The 14,637-nt window shown below is 61.0% G+C and carries 16 protein-coding genes and 1 tRNA gene; 9 read left to right on the top strand and 8 right to left on the bottom strand.

Translation table 11 applies throughout. The features are described from left to right. Nucleotides 1–11 precede the first annotated feature (11 nt). Nucleotides 12–689 carry a lytic transglycosylase domain-containing protein gene (locus ACN5W5_RS21020; RefSeq protein WP_420050383.1) on the bottom strand — a complete coding sequence of 226 codons (678 nt, stop codon included), beginning with the start codon at nucleotides 687–689 and terminating at the stop codon, nucleotides 12–14. After that, the gene (locus ACN5W5_RS21015) at nucleotides 686–2,431 is read right to left on the bottom strand and encodes a proline--tRNA ligase (RefSeq protein WP_420050382.1); all 1,746 of its coding nucleotides are present in this window, start codon (nucleotides 2,429–2,431) and stop codon (nucleotides 686–688) included. Before ACN5W5_RS21015 ends, ACN5W5_RS21020 begins: the two co-directional genes overlap by 4 nt. A 184-nt stretch (nucleotides 2,432–2,615) precedes the next feature. Here ACN5W5_RS21015 and ACN5W5_RS21010 point away from each other — a divergent pair, with 184 nt between their 5' ends. After that, on the top strand, nucleotides 2,616–3,278 hold the full coding sequence (locus tag ACN5W5_RS21010; RefSeq protein WP_420050381.1) for an RNA pyrophosphohydrolase: 663 nt from the start codon (nucleotides 2,616–2,618) through the stop codon (nucleotides 3,276–3,278). A 22-nt stretch (nucleotides 3,279–3,300) separates the two neighbouring features. Here ACN5W5_RS21010 and proB read toward each other — a convergent pair whose 3' ends face one another. From proB to rplU, 4 genes are all read right to left on the bottom strand, one after another. Beyond that, complete coding sequence (gene proB / locus ACN5W5_RS21005) at nucleotides 3,301–4,464, bottom strand: glutamate 5-kinase (RefSeq protein ID WP_420050380.1); 1,164 nt, start codon at nucleotides 4,462–4,464, stop codon at nucleotides 3,301–3,303. Between the two features lie 38 nt (nucleotides 4,465–4,502). Then, nucleotides 4,503–5,576, bottom strand: coding sequence for an Obg family GTPase CgtA (cgtA, locus tag ACN5W5_RS21000; protein ID WP_420050379.1), 1,074 nt, complete (start codon nucleotides 5,574–5,576; stop codon nucleotides 4,503–4,505). Between the two features lie 123 nt (nucleotides 5,577–5,699). Continuing rightward, nucleotides 5,700–5,957, bottom strand: a complete 258-nt coding sequence (rpmA, locus tag ACN5W5_RS20995; protein WP_420050378.1) for a 50S ribosomal protein L27 — start codon at nucleotides 5,955–5,957, stop codon at nucleotides 5,700–5,702. A 13-nt stretch (nucleotides 5,958–5,970) separates the two neighbouring features. Further along, the gene (gene rplU, locus ACN5W5_RS20990; RefSeq protein ID WP_177133160.1) at nucleotides 5,971–6,282 is read right to left on the bottom strand and encodes a 50S ribosomal protein L21; all 312 of its coding nucleotides are present in this window, start codon (nucleotides 6,280–6,282) and stop codon (nucleotides 5,971–5,973) included. Between the two features lie 237 nt (nucleotides 6,283–6,519). Between rplU and ACN5W5_RS20985 the strand changes: the two genes are divergently transcribed. The 8 genes from ACN5W5_RS20985 to ACN5W5_RS20950 all read left to right on the top strand — a co-directional run bounded on the left by ACN5W5_RS20985 (nucleotide 6,520) and on the right by ACN5W5_RS20950 (nucleotide 13,237). Continuing rightward, nucleotides 6,520–7,482, top strand: coding sequence for a polyprenyl synthetase family protein (locus tag ACN5W5_RS20985; protein ID WP_420050377.1), 963 nt, complete (start codon nucleotides 6,520–6,522; stop codon nucleotides 7,480–7,482). 53 nt (nucleotides 7,483–7,535) lie between these two features. Beyond that, nucleotides 7,536–7,612 (top strand) — tRNA-Pro (locus ACN5W5_RS20980). 162 nt (nucleotides 7,613–7,774) lie between these two features. Further along, nucleotides 7,775–9,514, top strand: a complete 1,740-nt coding sequence (gene pilB / locus ACN5W5_RS20975; protein ID WP_420050376.1) for a type IV-A pilus assembly ATPase PilB — start codon at nucleotides 7,775–7,777, stop codon at nucleotides 9,512–9,514. 30 nt (nucleotides 9,515–9,544) lie between these two features. After that, the gene (locus ACN5W5_RS20970; RefSeq protein WP_420050375.1) at nucleotides 9,545–10,762 is read left to right on the top strand and encodes a type II secretion system F family protein; all 1,218 of its coding nucleotides are present in this window, start codon (nucleotides 9,545–9,547) and stop codon (nucleotides 10,760–10,762) included. Further along, nucleotides 10,762–11,622, top strand: coding sequence for a prepilin peptidase (locus ACN5W5_RS20965; RefSeq protein WP_420050374.1), 861 nt, complete (start codon nucleotides 10,762–10,764; stop codon nucleotides 11,620–11,622). The genes ACN5W5_RS20970 and ACN5W5_RS20965 overlap by 1 nt, the downstream gene beginning before the upstream one ends. Nucleotides 11,623–11,633: 11 nt before the next feature. After that, complete coding sequence (gene coaE, locus ACN5W5_RS20960; protein WP_420050412.1) at nucleotides 11,634–12,233, top strand: dephospho-CoA kinase; 600 nt, start codon at nucleotides 11,634–11,636, stop codon at nucleotides 12,231–12,233. Between the two features lie 43 nt (nucleotides 12,234–12,276). After that, complete coding sequence (zapD, locus tag ACN5W5_RS20955; protein ID WP_420050373.1) at nucleotides 12,277–13,032, top strand: cell division protein ZapD; 756 nt, start codon at nucleotides 12,277–12,279, stop codon at nucleotides 13,030–13,032. A gap of 7 nt (nucleotides 13,033–13,039) precedes the next feature. Continuing rightward, complete coding sequence (locus ACN5W5_RS20950; RefSeq protein ID WP_210826778.1) at nucleotides 13,040–13,237, top strand: DNA gyrase inhibitor YacG; 198 nt, start codon at nucleotides 13,040–13,042, stop codon at nucleotides 13,235–13,237. A 27-nt stretch (nucleotides 13,238–13,264) separates the two neighbouring features. Here ACN5W5_RS20950 and ACN5W5_RS20945 read toward each other — a convergent pair whose 3' ends face one another. Both ACN5W5_RS20945 and ACN5W5_RS20940 read right to left on the bottom strand, forming a co-directional pair. Then, nucleotides 13,265–13,717 carry an NUDIX domain-containing protein gene (locus ACN5W5_RS20945; protein WP_420050372.1) on the bottom strand — a complete coding sequence of 151 codons (453 nt, stop codon included), beginning with the start codon at nucleotides 13,715–13,717 and terminating at the stop codon, nucleotides 13,265–13,267. After that, nucleotides 13,714–14,619 carry an ATP-binding protein gene (locus ACN5W5_RS20940; protein ID WP_420050371.1) on the bottom strand — a complete coding sequence of 302 codons (906 nt, stop codon included), beginning with the start codon at nucleotides 14,617–14,619 and terminating at the stop codon, nucleotides 13,714–13,716. The genes ACN5W5_RS20945 and ACN5W5_RS20940 overlap by 4 nt, the downstream gene beginning before the upstream one ends. Nucleotides 14,620–14,637 lie beyond the last annotated feature (18 nt).

Raw genomic sequence — 14,637 nt, 5'->3', positions numbered from 1 at the left:
GAGGTCCGGACTCAGGCGTCCGGGTGGATCCAGTTGCGGGCGGCGGCATACACCGCGTTCGGGTACTCCGGCCGGCCACGGCTGCCGTTGTAGCGGCCCAGCGCCAGGTAGGTGTCACCGCGCTCGCGGTCCAGGTAGTGGCGCAGGATCACGCAGCCAAAGCGCAGGTTGGTCTGCATGTTGAACAACCGGGACGGATCCCCGTCGCCGATCAGGCGTGACCAGAACGGCATGATCTGCATGTAGCCACGTGCGCCGACACGCGAAATGGCGAATTTGCGGAACGCACTCTCGACCTGTATCAGCCCCAGCACCATGGTGGTGTCCAGCCCGGCGCGGCGCGTTTCGTACCAGACGGTCTGCAGAAACTCGATGCGGGTCTGGAAGTCGGGCTTGCGCTTCTTGAGCCGGTCACTCATGGCACCGAGCCAGCGTAGGTGCGACAGCCGCTTTTCGGTATCGCTGAAATCCGGCACCGGGGGCGCGCTGTTGGCGATGGCCGCGCTGAGCACCGAACGCACCGAGTCGGCCAGGGGCTCCTCGACCTGGCGGCCGGCCCACGCAGGCTCCGACGCGGCCAGCCATCCGAGGCTGCCCAACCCGAAGGCGCTGACCGCGCTCAAACAGTTGCGGCGTGTCAATGCATGGCCATCGAGACCATCCATCGCGACGACCGCCCGGGCCTTCATGCGGCGATCCGGCCCTTCAGGAAGTCGAGTACCTCGGCCACGGCCACCTTGGTGGCGGCCGGATCGCGGCGGTGCTGGTATTCGATCTGGCCTTCCTTGATGCCACGGTCGCCGATGGTCACGCGGTGCGGCACACCAATCAGCTCCCAGTCTGCAAACATCGCGCCCGGGCGTTCGCCTCGATCGTCCAGCAACACATCCACGCCCGCGGCCACCAGTTGCTCGTGCAACTGCTCGGCAGCGGCTTTCACGTCGGGGCTGCGGTCCATGCCGATGGGACAGACCACCACGGTGAACGGGGCGATCGCATCGGGCCAGATGATGCCGCGTTCGTCGTGGTTCTGCTCGATGGCCGCCGCCGGCAGGCGCGTGATGCCGATGCCGTAGCAACCCATCTCGAAATGCGCGGGCTTGCCGTCTTCCCCGAGGAACGTGGCGCCCATCCCCTTGCTGTACTTGGTGCCAAGGTAGAAAACGTGGCCCACTTCGATACCGCGCTCAATGGCCAGGACGCCTTGGCCATCCGGCGAAGCATCGCCCTCCACCACATTGCGCAGGTCGGCCACCAGTTCGGGTTCGGACAGGTCGCGCCCCCAGTTCACGCCGGTCATGTGGAAATCGAGCTCGTTGGCGCCGCAGATCCAGTCGGCCATCACCGCCACCTCGCGGTCCACCACCAGCTTCACGGGCAGCTTCAGGCCAATGGGCCCGAGGTAGCCGGGCTGGCAACCAAAATGCGCCTCTATCTCGGGGATGGTGGCGAAACGGAACCCGGCGTCCAGGCCCGGCACCTTGCCGACCTTGACCTCGTTCATGTCGTGGTCGCCGCGCAGCAGCAGCAGCCAGACCTGGCTCTTCACGATCTCACCGGCCTCGTTGAGCGTGTCGGTCGCCAGCACCAGCGACTTCACGGTCGTGGCCAGCGGCACACCCAGCAACTCGGCCACGTCGGCGCAGGTGCTCTTGCCCGGCGTCGGCGTCTTGACCATCGGATTGGCCGCGGTCGCGCGTGGTCCGGCAGGCGCCAGCGCTTCGGCTTTCTCCATGTTGGCCGCGTAATCGCTGGTGGGGCAATAGACGATGGCGTCTTCACCCGTGGTGGCGATCACCTGGAACTCTTCGCTCAGGTCGCCGCCAATGGCACCGCTGTCGGCCGCCACCGCGCGGTAGCGCAAGCCAAAACGGTCGAAGATACGGCGGTAGGCCGCGGCCATGACCTGGTAGCTCGCCTTGGCGGCGGCTTCGTCGCGATCAAAGCTGTAAGCGTCCTTCATGATGAACTCGCGACCGCGCATCAAGCCAAAACGCGGCCGGCGCTCGTCGCGGAACTTGGTCTGGATCTGGTAGAAATTTTTCGGCAACTGCTTGTAGCTGCGCAGCTCCTGTCGAGCGATATCGGTCACCACCTCTTCACTGGTGGGCTGCACCACGTAGTCCCGGCCGTGGCGGTCCTTGATGCGCAGCAGCTCGGGCCCCATCTTGTCAAAGCGCCCGGTTTCCTGCCAGAGCTCGGCCGGCTGCACCACCGGCATGGTCAGCTCGACCGCTCCAGCACGGTTCATCTCTTCGCGCACGATGGCTTCCACCTTCTGGATCACCCGCAAGCCCATGGGCATGTAGCTGTAGATGCCTGCGCCCAGTTTTTTGATCATGCCGGCGCGGGTCATGAGCTGGTGGCTGACCACCTCCGCATCGGCCGGGGCTTCCTTGAGGGTGGAAATAAAGAACTGGGAGGCTTTCATGGGTACGGCTGCCGTGGGGCAGTGTGGGTCGTTCAAACGGAATCGGTGGGGCCGGATCAGCGTCGGCGATGCCCGTCGGGCATCGGGATTTACCCCTCATTGCGATGCAACGGGTGGGCAATCACTTCGCAAGCCGCAAGGGGCGATGCATAATCCAGACAGTTCAAAAAATTTGGGGTTGATTATGCTTGACAGAGAAGGCTTCAGGCCCAATGTCGGCATCATTCTGCTCAACCAGAGAAACCAGGTGTTCTGGGGCAAGAGGATTCGCTCCCACTCCTGGCAGTTTCCGCAGGGTGGCATCGACCGGGGCGAAACGCCCGAACAGGCGATGTACCGCGAGCTGCACGAAGAAGTGGGTCTCATGCCCGAGCACGTGAGCATCGTCGCCCGCACGCGGGACTGGTTGCGCTACGAGGTGCCGGACCGATTCATCCGCCGCGATGCGCGCGGTCATTACAAGGGTCAGAAGCAGATCTGGTACCTGCTGCGTCTGGTCGCACAGGACTGGCATCTCAACCTGCGTGCCACCAGCCACCCTGAGTTCGACGCCTGGCGCTGGCACGACTACTGGGTGCCGCTGGACGTGGTGGTGGAGTTCAAGCGCGGCGTCTACGAAATGGCGCTGACCGAACTCGCGCGCTACCTGCCCAGGAACGAACACCGCAACCGCTACCTGCGGGGCGCCGGGCGCCAGCGGGGCATGGATGACGGGCCTCATGCAGCGTATTCGAGCGGAGCGCCACCGTGCATGGAGTTGCCCCCGGGGGCAAGCTTCGACCCCGATCCACAGGGCGATCTGCGCACAGGCGATTCGAACAACGTCGACATGCCACGACCGCTGTGAAACGCAGCGGCGTCGCGCTGGGTCAGCTGCGCGACAGGACCAGGTTGTCGCGATGAATCATCTCGGATTCCGCCACATACCCCAGCAAACGCTCAAAGTCATTTGAAGACTTGCGGCACAACAGGCGCGCTTCCGAGCTCGCATAGTTGGCGAGGCCGCGCGCGATTTCCTGGCCCGCGCCGTCGCGCACCGCGATCACATCACCGCGGGAGAATTCGCCCTCGACGGCCGTCATGCCGATCGGCAACAGACTCTTGCCTTCACCCAGGATCTTTTGCACAGCGCCGTCGTCGACCCGCACCGAGCCGCGCAGCTGCAAGTGGTCGGCCATCCAGCGCTTGCGCGCCTGGTTCTTGGGTGTCCCGGCCACCAGGCAGGTGCCGATGGCTTCACCGGCGCAAAGACGCAGCAACACCTGCGGTTCACGTCCCCAGGCAATGACCGTGGATGCGCCAGATCCGGCAGCGCGCTTGGCGGCCAGGATCTTGGTGATCATGCCGCCTTTGCCGATGCCGGAACCCGCGCCACCGGCCATGGTTTCGAGTTCGGGGTCACCAGCCCGAGCCAGATCGACGAACCGCGCGCTCGGATCGCGCCGAGGGTCGGCCGTGTAGAGCCCCTTCTGGTCGGTGAGGATCACCAGCACATCGGCCTCGACCAGATTGGCGACCAACGCTCCCAGGGTGTCGTTGTCGCCGAACTTGATTTCGTCGTTGACGACGGTGTCGTTTTCATTGATCACCGGCACCACACCGAGCTGCAGCAGGGTCAGCAAGGTTGAACGGGCGTTGAGGTAACGCTCACGGTCGGCCAGATCGGCGTGTGTCAACAGCACCTGGGCACTGCCCACGCCGCAGGCGCTGAGCTTGCTCTCGTACATCTGCACCAGGCCCATCTGGCCCACGGCGGCTGCCGCCTGTAATTCGTTGATCTCCCTCGGGCGCTCGCTCCAGCCCAGACGTTTCATGCCTTCGGCCACAGCGCCACTGCTGACCATGATCAGCTCAAGGCCTTGCTGCACCAAGGCAGCCAGTTGGTCGCTCCACTGGCCAATGGCCTCTTCGTCCAGGCCCCGGCCTTCGTTGGTGACCAGACTGGAGCCCACCTTGACGACGATGCGCCGGGCGGACTTGAAGACCCCGGACTGATCGAGACTGGGGTTCAAACGGGTTTCAACTGCTGCCATGGGCTCGCTTCATCCATTGCTGTGGCGGAGGCGCGGTCTCAAAGACCGCGGGGATCTTCAACGAATCGGGGATCCACGTCCACCGGTGCCTGGTGTGACTGGAATTCCTTGGCCAGGTACTCGTAGACACCCTGAATCAGGCGCTCGCATCCCTCACGCGTCAGCGCAGAAATCTCGAACACCGGGCCTTTGTACTTGAGGCGCTTGACGATGTCCTTAACCAAGGCTTCGCGCTGGTCCGTGGGCACCATGTCGAGCTTGTTGAGCACCAGCCAGCGCGGCTTGGCATGCAGCTTGGGATCGAACTTCTTGAGTTCGGCGACGATGGCCTTGGCCTGCACCACCGGATCGACGCCGGCGTCAAACGGTGCCACGTCGAGAATGTGCAGCAGCAAGCGCGTGCGCTGCAAATGGCGCAGGAACTGGTGACCGAGACCTGCTCCCTCTGAAGCGCCTTCGATCAAACCGGGCACGTCGGCGACAACAAAACTCTTCTCGGGCGCCACACGCACCACCCCCAGATTGGGATAGAGCGTGGTGAACGGATAGTCGGCAATCTTGGGGCGCGCGTTCGAGATCGCTGCGATCAAGGTCGATTTGCCCGCGTTGGGCATGCCGAGCAGCCCCACATCGGCCAGCACCTTGAGCTCCAGCTTCAGGACCTTGCGTTCACCGGCCCAACCCGGCGTCTTCTGGCGCGGCGAACGGTTGGTCGAGCTTTTGTAGTGCATGTTACCGAAACCACCGTCGCCGCCTTTGGCAATCGTGATCACCTCACCCGGCACCAGCAACTCGTGCAGCACCTCGCCGGTTTCGGCATCCGCAATGATGGTGCCCACCGGCATCTTGAGCACGATGTCGTCGCCCTTGACGCCGAACATGTCCGAACCCTTGCCGTGTTCACCCCGCCCGGCTTCAAAGCGGCGCGTGTAGCGGAAATCGACCAGGGTGTTGAGACTGGCATCGGCAACCGCCAGCAGGTGGCCGCCGCGGCCGCCATCACCGCCGTCGGGGCCGCCAAATTCTTTGTACTTCTCATGCCGGAACGACGCGCAGCCGTTGCCGCCATCACCGGCGGCGACTTCGATCGTGGCTTCGTCCACAAATTTCATGATCTGTATTCCTGCGATAAACAAACACAAAAGGCCCGCATGGGCGGGCCTTCTGCAATCAGGACATCACCTGCGCCTGGAGCACCGCCTGGAATCAATCCGGCAGCACCAGGACACCCCGCCTCAGACGGGCGTGATGCTCACCACGTGACGGTTCAACTCGCCCTTGATGGCAAAGCTGACATGACCGTCTGCCGTGGCAAACAGGGTGTGGTCTTTGCCCACGCCCACGTTCACACCGGGGTGGAACTTGGTACCGCGCTGACGCACGATGATGGAACCGGCACTGACCAGTTCCCCGCCAAACGCTTTCACGCCGAGCATCTTGGGCTTGGAATCGCGCCCGTTTCGCGTTGAGCCGCCGCCTTTTTTCTGTGCCATGCTGACCTACTCCTCAGGCTGCGATCGACGAGATCTGCAGTTCGGTGAAATTCTGACGGTGACCCTGGCGCTTCTGGTAGTGCTTGCGACGGCGCATCTTGAAGATGTGAACCTTGTCGTGCCTGCCGTGAGCCAGAACCGTGACTGTGACCGTTGCGCCGGAAACCAAGGGAGTGCCAACCTTGATCTCGCTGCCGTTGCCGACTGCCAGAACCTGATCAAACACGATCTCTTGACCCACATCCGCAGCAATCTGTTCTACTTTAATTTTTTCGCCAGCAGCAACACGATACTGTTTGCCACCGGTTTTTATGACCGCGTACATATGAACCTCTTGAAAAATTTCCACGAATGGAATCTTGGTAGACGAAATTCCACCAAGCCAAATATTTTAGCATGACCAGCCCACTCAATCAAGCGGCTCCAGCCAGAACGGACGCACGGCGATCATGACGTCCTCAAACACGAGAAACAGCCCCTGCTCGGTTCCTATAATCCCTGCCACCGCCATCCCGCACCCAGATCACTGCCCGCTCATATCTTGACCCACTCTGAAATCTCCATGAAAAATCCGCTGGACATCATCCAGGGAGACATGCAACGGGTCGACCAGGTGATTGGCGAACGCTTGACAACCGAAGTGCCCTTGGTCAGGGAAGTCGCCCAGTACATCATTTCAGCGGGAGGAAAGCGCCTGCGTCCCGCGCTACTGCTGTTGATCAGCGGCGCCTTGGGCAGTCAGCACCCCCATCGCCACACACTGGCGGCCGTCGTGGAATTCATCCATACCGCAACCTTGCTGCACGACGATGTGGTGGACGAATCCACCCTGCGGCGTGGTCGAGCAACGGCCAACGAACGCTTCGGCAATGCCCCCAGCGTGCTCGTGGGCGACTTCCTGTACTCACGCGCCTTTCAGATGATGGTGGATGTCAACGACATGCGCGTGATGCAAGTGCTCTCGGATGCCACCAACGTGATTGCCGAGGGGGAGGTGCTGCAACTGGTGAACATGCGCGATGCCTCCTTGGACGAGGCAGCCTACCTGCGCGTCATCCGATCAAAGACAGCCAAACTTTTCGAAGCCAGCGCGCGACTCGCACCCATTCTCGCAAGCTCGGATGCCCGGGTCGAGGCGTTGTGCGCCACCTATGGACAAGCACTGGGCACTGCTTTTCAGGTCATTGACGATGTCCTGGACTACGAAGGCAGCGCAGACCAGCTGGGCAAAAACCTTGGCGACGATCTGCGCGAGGGCAAAGTCACGTTGCCCATCATCTGCGCCTTGCGTACAGCGAGCACTGCCGAGAAAGCGGTGCTCCGCAAGGCGATCGAAGAGGGCGACCTCACCCACCTCACTGATATTTTGACCATCATCGAGAAAAACGGCGCCCTGGAATCCGCGCGCCAAAGCGCCATGATTGAAGCCCAGAGAGCCATGGACGCGGCGCGCATGCTGCCCGTCAATGACTACAGTGCGGCTTTGCTACAATTGCCCGCTGGCTTGATGGAGCGACGCTCCTGATCACAGCGAACGGCGGTATCGCAGCCGCCGGAAGATTGACCTGACAGGTCCATCGGGGTGTAGCTTAGCCAGGTAGAGCGCTACGTTCGGGACGTAGAGGCCGGAGGTTCGAATCCTCTCACCCCGACCACATTCGGTATCGGCACCAACCGCCACAGCAACCTCCTCAAGGGTCGCTGCTGGCCGTTTCGCAACCTGGATACAACGACCACAATGCCTGAATCGGCGAATTCAGCACAAGTTGCGTCAATATTGGCCGCCAAGTCATTGATTTACGATAGATTACGGCTCTATGGCGTCTGTTGATACAGTGATCCAGGATACCTCCACCATGGCTTTGCCAGGCTTGGGGCGCGCCTTGGTGTCCGCAGGAAAGCTGGGGCAAAAGGCTGCTGAAGACCTTTACAAGAAAGCGCAAAGTGGCCGAACCACGTTCATTGCTGAACTGACCGGTTCTGGTGCGGTGTCTGCCTACGATCTGGCGCACACCATGTCGACTGCGTTTGCGGCCCCGCTGCTGGATCTGGACGCCATTGACGTGCAGCGCCTGCCCAAGGACTTGCTGGACGCCAAAATTTGTGCGGACTTTCGCATCGTTGTGCTCAGCAAGCGCAACAACCGCCTCATGGTGGCCACCGCCGACCCAGCAGATCAACAGGCGGCCGAAAAAATCAAGTTTGCCACCCAGATGGGTGTCGACTGGGTGATTGCCGAATTTGACAAGCTCAGCAAACTGGTGGAATCCCAGTCGACCACGGCCAACGAGGCCATGGACAACATCATCGGCGGTGATTTCGAGTTCGACGAGATGACAGCCGATGCGGCTGTCACCGAAGCCAGCGACAAGACCCTGTCGTCTGAAGTCGATGACGCCCCCGTTGTTAAATTTCTTCACAAGATGCTGCTGGACGCATTCAACATGCGCGCCTCCGATCTGCACTTTGAACCCTATGAGCACAACTATCGGGTGCGATTTCGCATCGATGGAGAGCTCAGGGAGATTGCTTCACCGCCCATTGCCATCAAAGACAAGCTGGCTTCGCGCATCAAGGTGATTTCCCGCATGGACATATCCGAGAAGCGTGTGCCTCAGGATGGGCGGATGAAGCTCAAGGTCGGTCCTGATCGGGTGATCGATTTCCGGGTCAGCTCCTTGCCGACCCTGTTTGGTGAAAAGATCGTGATCCGTATCCTGGATCCCAGCAGCGCCAAGGTGGGCATCGACGCCTTGGGTTACGAACCAGAAGAAAAAAAGCGCCTGATGGAGGCGATCGGTCGACCCTACGGCATGGTCCTGGTCACCGGTCCGACCGGCTCGGGCAAGACCGTGTCGCTCTACACCTGCCTGAACATCCTGAACAAGCCGGGCATCAACATTTCCACGGCGGAAGACCCATCGGAAATCAACCTGCCAGGCGTCAACCAGGTCAACGTCAACGAAAAAGCAGGCCTGACGTTTGCTGCAGCGCTGAAGGCCTTCTTGCGACAGGATCCTGATGTGATCATGGTTGGTGAGATCCGAGACCTGGAAACGGCGGACATCTCCATCAAGGCTGCGCAAACGGGTCACATGGTGCTTTCGACCCTGCACACCAACGATGCCCCGACCACACTCACTCGCATGATGAACATGGGCATCCCCACGTTCAACATTGCCTCCAGCGTGATCCTGATCACGGCGCAGCGTCTGGCCCGCCGGCTCTGCCCGACATGCAAAGCGCCGCTCGACGTGCCACGCAAGGCGCTGATCGATGCGGGGTTCAAGCCGGAAGACCTGGATGGCACCTGGACACCCTACAAGCCTGTAGGCTGCTCTGCCTGCAACAACGGCTACAAAGGTCGGGTGGGCATCTACCAGGTCATGCCCATCTCTGAGGAAATCCAGCGCATCATCCTCAAGGGTGGCAGTGCACTTGATATCGCGCAGCAAGCAGGCAAAGAAGGTGTGCGTACCCTGCGTGAATCGGGGTTGCTCAAGGTACGGCAAGGCATGACTTCTCTGGAAGAAGTCTTGAGCGTCACCAACGAATAAGCCAGTACAGACCCACAATCCGAGGACCACATGGCAACCGCAGCATCCAAAAGCGTCAAGGACTTTGTTTTTGAATGGGAAGGCAAGGACCGCAACGGCAAGCAGGTGCGGGGAGAAACCAGAGCCGTGGGTGAAAACCAGGTTCTTGCTGCGTTGCGGCGGCAAGGCATTGTCCCCGGCAAGATCAAAAAGCGGCGGATGAGCTCCGGCAAGCGCATCAAGCCCAAAGACATAGCCGTCTTCACCCGGCAACTGGCCACAATGATGAAAGCGGGTGTTCCCCTGTTGCAAGCCTTCGATATCGTCGGCCGGGGCAACCCCAACCCCAGTGTCTCGAAGTTGCTCAATGACATCCGGTCCGACGTCGAAACCGGTACATCACTGAGCGCGGCATTTCGGAAAAACCCGCTCTATTTCGACAGCCTGTATTGCAACCTGGTCGAAGCGGGCGAAGCTGCCGGTATTCTGGAAGAGTTGCTGGATCGGTTGGCGGTCTACATGGAAAAAACCGAGGCCATCAAGTCCAAGATCAAGTCGGCATTGATGTACCCCATTTCGGTGGTCATCGTCGCCTTTGTGGTCGTGGCCGTGATCATGATCTTCGTGATCCCGGCATTCAAGGATGTCTTTTCTTCCTTTGGCGCCGATCTGCCGGGGCCTACGCTGGTCGTCATCGCCATGAGCGAGTTCTTCACCGAGTACTGGTGGCTGATTTTTGGCGGTCTGGGTGGCGGCTTCTATTTTTTCATGCAAGCTTGGCGACGCAATGAAAAGGTGCAGCGTTTCATGGATCGGTTGATGCTCAAAATGCCGATTTTCGGGACCTTGGTCGAAAAATCCGTGATCGCCCGATGGACACGCACCCTGTCCACCATGTTTGCGGCTGGCGTCCCGCTGGTCGAAGCGCTCGATTCGGTGGGCGGTGCATCGGGGAACTCGGTCTATGCGATTGCCACCGAAAGGATCCAGCAGGAAGTTTCCACCGGCACCAGTCTGACGAACGCCATGACCAACGCCAACATCTTTCCCTCCATGGTCCTGCAGATGTGCGCCATTGGTGAAGAGTCCGGCTCCATCGACCACATGTTGGGCAAGGCAGCCGACTTCTATGAGGCGGAAGTGGACGACATGGTCGCAGGACTGTCCAGCCTGATGGAGCCCATCATCATCGTCATCCTGGGCACTATCATCGGAGGCATCGTGGTGGCGATGTACCTGCCGATTTTCAAACTGGGTCAAGTGATTTGATGCCGATGGTGGAGGCGCTCGACGCATTGGCGCTGGGCACGCTCGGGCTTCTCGTGGGCAGTTTTTTGAACGTGGTGATCCACCGTCTGCCCAAAATGATGGAGCTGCGGTGGGCGGCCGAATGTGCCGGGCTTCAAGGCCATTCATCCGAGGCACCTCCGACGGCGGAAGCGCCGCCGCGCTTCAACCTGATGGTGCCCCGTTCGCGCTGCCCGCACTGCGGACACCAGATCCGCTGGTTCGAGAACATCCCGGTCCTGAGCTACATCGCCTTGCGTGGTCGATGCGCCAGCTGCGAAGCCCGTATCAGCCCACGGTACCCCCTGATCGAATTGCTCAACGCAGCACTGTTTGCCTGGTGTGGCTGGCGCTGGGGGCTGGGCTGGACCGCGCTGGCTTGGAGTGGTTTTGCAGCGGCCGTTTTGGCGCTGGCCTGCATCGACTGGGACACAACCCTGTTGCCAGACGACATCACCCTGCCCTTGCTGTGGGCCGGTCTTTGCGCGGCAGCGTTGGGGTTGAGCGGCACCACCCTGACCGATGCACTCTGGGGTTCGGTGGCTGGCTACCTCTCCCTGTGGATGGTGTATTGGGCCTTCAAACTGGCCACGGGCAAAGAAGGCATGGGCTATGGCGACTTCAAGTTGTTTGCCGCGCTCGGCGCGTGGTTTGGCTGGCAGGCGCTGATCCCCGTCATCCTGATGGCATCGCTCATCGGCGCAGCCATCGGGATCGCACTCAAAGTGTCCAGCCAGCTGCGCGAGGGTGGCTACGTTCCGTTCGGTCCCTTTCTGGCGCTTGCCGGGCTGACGGCCATGATTTTCGGCCCCTCGTCCATTCTCGCCACCATCGGACTTTGACCATGGCGGCCATGCGTCCAGCGCTGCGACTCGGGCTGACGGGCGGTATCGGCAGCGGAAAGAGCACAGTGGCACAGCTGTTGCGTGAACGCGGCGCCACTGTCATCGATGCCGATGCCATCTCACGAGCGTGCACCCAACCCGGAGGCAGCGCCATGCCCGCCGTGGCGCAATCGTTCGGCCCAGCCTTCATAGCGCAAGACGGTTCACTGGACCGCCAACGCATGCGTGACCATGTCTTCACGAATCCGGATGCCCGAAGGTTGCTGGAGTCCATCGTGCACCCGCTGGTCGCCCAGGAAATCCAGCGCCAGGCGAAGACCGCCACAGCCCACGGCCTGGTGTTTGACGTGCCGTTGCTTGTGGAATCGCCTCGCTGGAGGCCCCAGCTGGACCTCGTGCTCGTGGTGGATTGCGAGACAGCGACGCAGATTCGGCGGGTGACTTCGCGCAGCGGCCTGGACCGGACGGCGATCGAAGGCATCATCAACAGTCAGAGTCCGCGGCATAAGCGACTCGCCGCGGCAGACTTGGTGATCTTCAACAATGGCAATGAGATACAGCCTTTGCGACGAATCGTCGGGCAGCTCGCTGACCAGATCGGGCTATGATGAAAGGCCTGCATACCAACGCCCTCTGCGAACCCTTGCCGCCGTGATCCTGTACGAATATCCTTTCAACGAACGCATTCGCACCTATTTGCGGCTGGAGCACCTGTTCCGGCGACTGGCGGAACTGCTGCCCCGCACGCACGCACTGGACCATCACTTTGCCATCCAGACCATTTTCGAGATCATGGATGTCGCCTCCCGGGTCGACATGAAGTCGGATGTGCTCAAAGACATCGAACGGCACAAACAGCAGCTCAATAGCTACCGAGGCAACCCGGCGATCTCTGAGCGCGCTCTGAACGAAGTCATTGCGCAGCTCGACACCTGCTTCGCCCAGCTCAACAACCTGCCGGGGAAAACCGGTCTGTCCCTGACCGAAAACGACTGGTTGATGAGCATCAGAAGCCGCATCGGCATCCCCGGTGGCACTTGCGAATTCGACCTCCCAGCCTACTTCCACTGGCAACACCACAGCGTCGAACAGCGTCAAGCCGATCTGCAGCGTTGGGTCCAGACACTGGCCCCCCTGGCAGAAGCGGTTGTGCTGCTGCTGAAGATGCTGCGCGATTCAGGTTCACCACAAAAGGTGGTGGCTCCGGGTGGTCAATTTCAACAGAATCTGCCCCAGGGTCGAACTTTTCAGCTGCTGCGTCTCGGCATCAATCCCTCATTCGGGTTGATTCCGGAAATCAGCGGCAACCGGCTGTTGCTGTCGGTTCGATTGATGCGCCAGGGCGACGACGAACGCCTGCATCTGGCCCAAGAAGATGCATCTTTCGAGTTGACGCTCTGCGCCTGAAGCATTGATGCCGGAACCCGAATTCACCGTGAAAACCGTTGCATGCCCGGCCTGCAAAGGTCCCAGCATCTACGCTCCCAGCAACATCTACCGACCGTTCTGCAGTGAGCGCTGCAAGAACCTGGACCTCGGAGCCTGGGCCAGCGAACGCTTCAAACTGCCTGAACAAACCCCCAACACAGATCCCGATTTTGAGCAGAGCTGACCTGGGCTGACGCCGCGTCTGACCGACTCAGGTGACCTGCTCTTCCATCAGCCATTCCAGCACCGGTACCGTGCCGGGCAGCACCGGTGAGCAGCGAACGGGCAGACGCTCCCAGGCAAACGTCTGTCCCTCGTGCATCTGCAACTCACCCGACCAGTCATGCACCTTGCAGAAGTGCAGCCGCACCAGGGCATGGGGATAGTCAACCAGTTTTTCGCGCCAGGGCAATGCGGCGCCGATCGTCAAACCAATCTCTTCGATCAACTCGCGGCGCAAGGCCTGCTCCACCGTTTCCCCTGCCTCCAGCTTGCCGCCCGGAAACTCCCAATACCCTGCGTACACCTTGCCTTCTGGGCGACTCGTGAGAAGAAACTCACCGCCGGGCGCAATCAACACCCCGACAGCCACATCAACGATCGGACGTTCGGGCGACGTGTCGCGCGTGTGTTCCGCATCCACCACCAGCACCGGATCGTTCATGGTTTTAGCCCGGGCACAGGTCGGGCATTTCCTGCGGCATGGGTGCCCGCATAGTCGCGGGCAAACTGGTACGCCACGCGGCCACTGCGGGACCCGCGCTCCAATGCCCAGACCAGCGCTTGAGGCCGTGCCGCCTCAGTGTCACTGGACGAAATGCCGAACGCTGCGAGCCACTGAGACACGATGCTCAGGTACTCGTCCTGACTGAACGGGTAGAAGCTCACCCAGAGACCAAAGCGCTCCGACAGAGAAATCTTTTCTTCCACCACCTCGCCCGGATGCACTTCCCCGTCGGGTGTGTGCGTGTAGCTGAGGTTTTCCTTCATGTACTCGGGCAGCAGGTGGCGTCGGTTGCTGGTGGCGTAGATCAGGACGTTCTGCCCGGCGGCAGATACCGAGCCATCCAGAATCGACTTGAGCGCCTTGTAGCCGGGCTCCCCATCTTCGAAACTGAGGTCATCGCAAAACACGATGAAGCGCTCGGGACAATCGGCCACCACATCGACGATATCGGGCAGATCCACCAGATCGGCTTTGTCCACCTCGATCAGTCGAAGGCCCTGACCCGCATACTCATTGAGACAGGCCTTGACCAGCGACGACTTGCCGGTGCCACGTGCCCCGGTCAGCAGCACGTTGTTGGCCGGCAGGCCTTTCACGAATTGCAGGGTGTTTCGCTGAATCTTGTCTTTCTGGCCGTCAATTTCCTGGAGATCGTCCAGGCGCATGTGGGCCACATGCCGCACCGGCTCCAGCACACCATGGCCACTGCTGCGTTTGCGGTAGCGGTAGGCCACCGATGCCTTCCAGTCCGGCGCACCCAGCGGTTGGGGCAGTACCGTTTCGATGCGGGTGATCAGCTGTTCGGCCCGTTCGATCAGTCGTTCAAATTTTTCGTTCATCGCAAGCCCTCAGCGCAC

The organism is Hydrogenophaga sp. ZJX-1, from assembly GCF_048590325.1.
In the GTDB taxonomy this organism is placed as follows: Bacteria; Pseudomonadota; Gammaproteobacteria; order Burkholderiales; family Burkholderiaceae_C; genus Hydrogenophaga.
Note: the sequence above shows the minus strand (reverse complement) of the source record. Positions and strands in the feature narration are given on the sequence as shown.

Excerpts from the sequence above, each read along its gene's own strand:
- ACN5W5_RS20970 (WP_420050375.1), top strand. The coding sequence starts at position 9,545 with ATGGCAACCGCAGCATCCAAAAGCGTCAAGGACTTTGTTTTTGAATGG.
- ACN5W5_RS21015 (WP_420050382.1), bottom strand. The coding sequence starts at position 2,431 with ATGAAAGCCTCCCAGTTCTTTATTTCCACCCTCAAGGAAGCCCCGGCC.
- ACN5W5_RS21020 (WP_420050383.1), bottom strand. The coding sequence starts at position 689 with ATGAAGGCCCGGGCGGTCGTCGCGATGGATGGTCTCGATGGCCATGCA.
- ACN5W5_RS20950 (WP_210826778.1), top strand. The coding sequence starts at position 13,040 with ATGCCGGAACCCGAATTCACCGTGAAAACCGTTGCATGCCCGGCCTGC.
- cgtA (WP_420050379.1), bottom strand. The coding sequence starts at position 5,576 with ATGAAATTTGTGGACGAAGCCACGATCGAAGTCGCCGCCGGTGATGGC.
- ACN5W5_RS20940 (WP_420050371.1), bottom strand. The coding sequence starts at position 14,619 with ATGAACGAAAAATTTGAACGACTGATCGAACGGGCCGAACAGCTGATC.
- ACN5W5_RS20985 (WP_420050377.1), top strand. The coding sequence starts at position 6,520 with ATGAAAAATCCGCTGGACATCATCCAGGGAGACATGCAACGGGTCGAC.
- rpmA (WP_420050378.1), bottom strand. The coding sequence starts at position 5,957 with ATGGCACAGAAAAAAGGCGGCGGCTCAACGCGAAACGGGCGCGATTCC.
- rplU (WP_177133160.1), bottom strand. The coding sequence starts at position 6,282 with ATGTACGCGGTCATAAAAACCGGTGGCAAACAGTATCGTGTTGCTGCT.
- ACN5W5_RS21010 (WP_420050381.1), top strand. The coding sequence starts at position 2,616 with ATGCTTGACAGAGAAGGCTTCAGGCCCAATGTCGGCATCATTCTGCTC.
- ACN5W5_RS20945 (WP_420050372.1), bottom strand. The coding sequence starts at position 13,717 with ATGAACGATCCGGTGCTGGTGGTGGATGCGGAACACACGCGCGACACG.
- pilB (WP_420050376.1), top strand. The coding sequence starts at position 7,775 with ATGGCGTCTGTTGATACAGTGATCCAGGATACCTCCACCATGGCTTTG.
- ACN5W5_RS20965 (WP_420050374.1), top strand. The coding sequence starts at position 10,762 with ATGCCGATGGTGGAGGCGCTCGACGCATTGGCGCTGGGCACGCTCGGG.
- proB (WP_420050380.1), bottom strand. The coding sequence starts at position 4,464 with ATGGCAGCAGTTGAAACCCGTTTGAACCCCAGTCTCGATCAGTCCGGG.
- coaE (WP_420050412.1), top strand. The coding sequence starts at position 11,634 with ATGCGTCCAGCGCTGCGACTCGGGCTGACGGGCGGTATCGGCAGCGGA.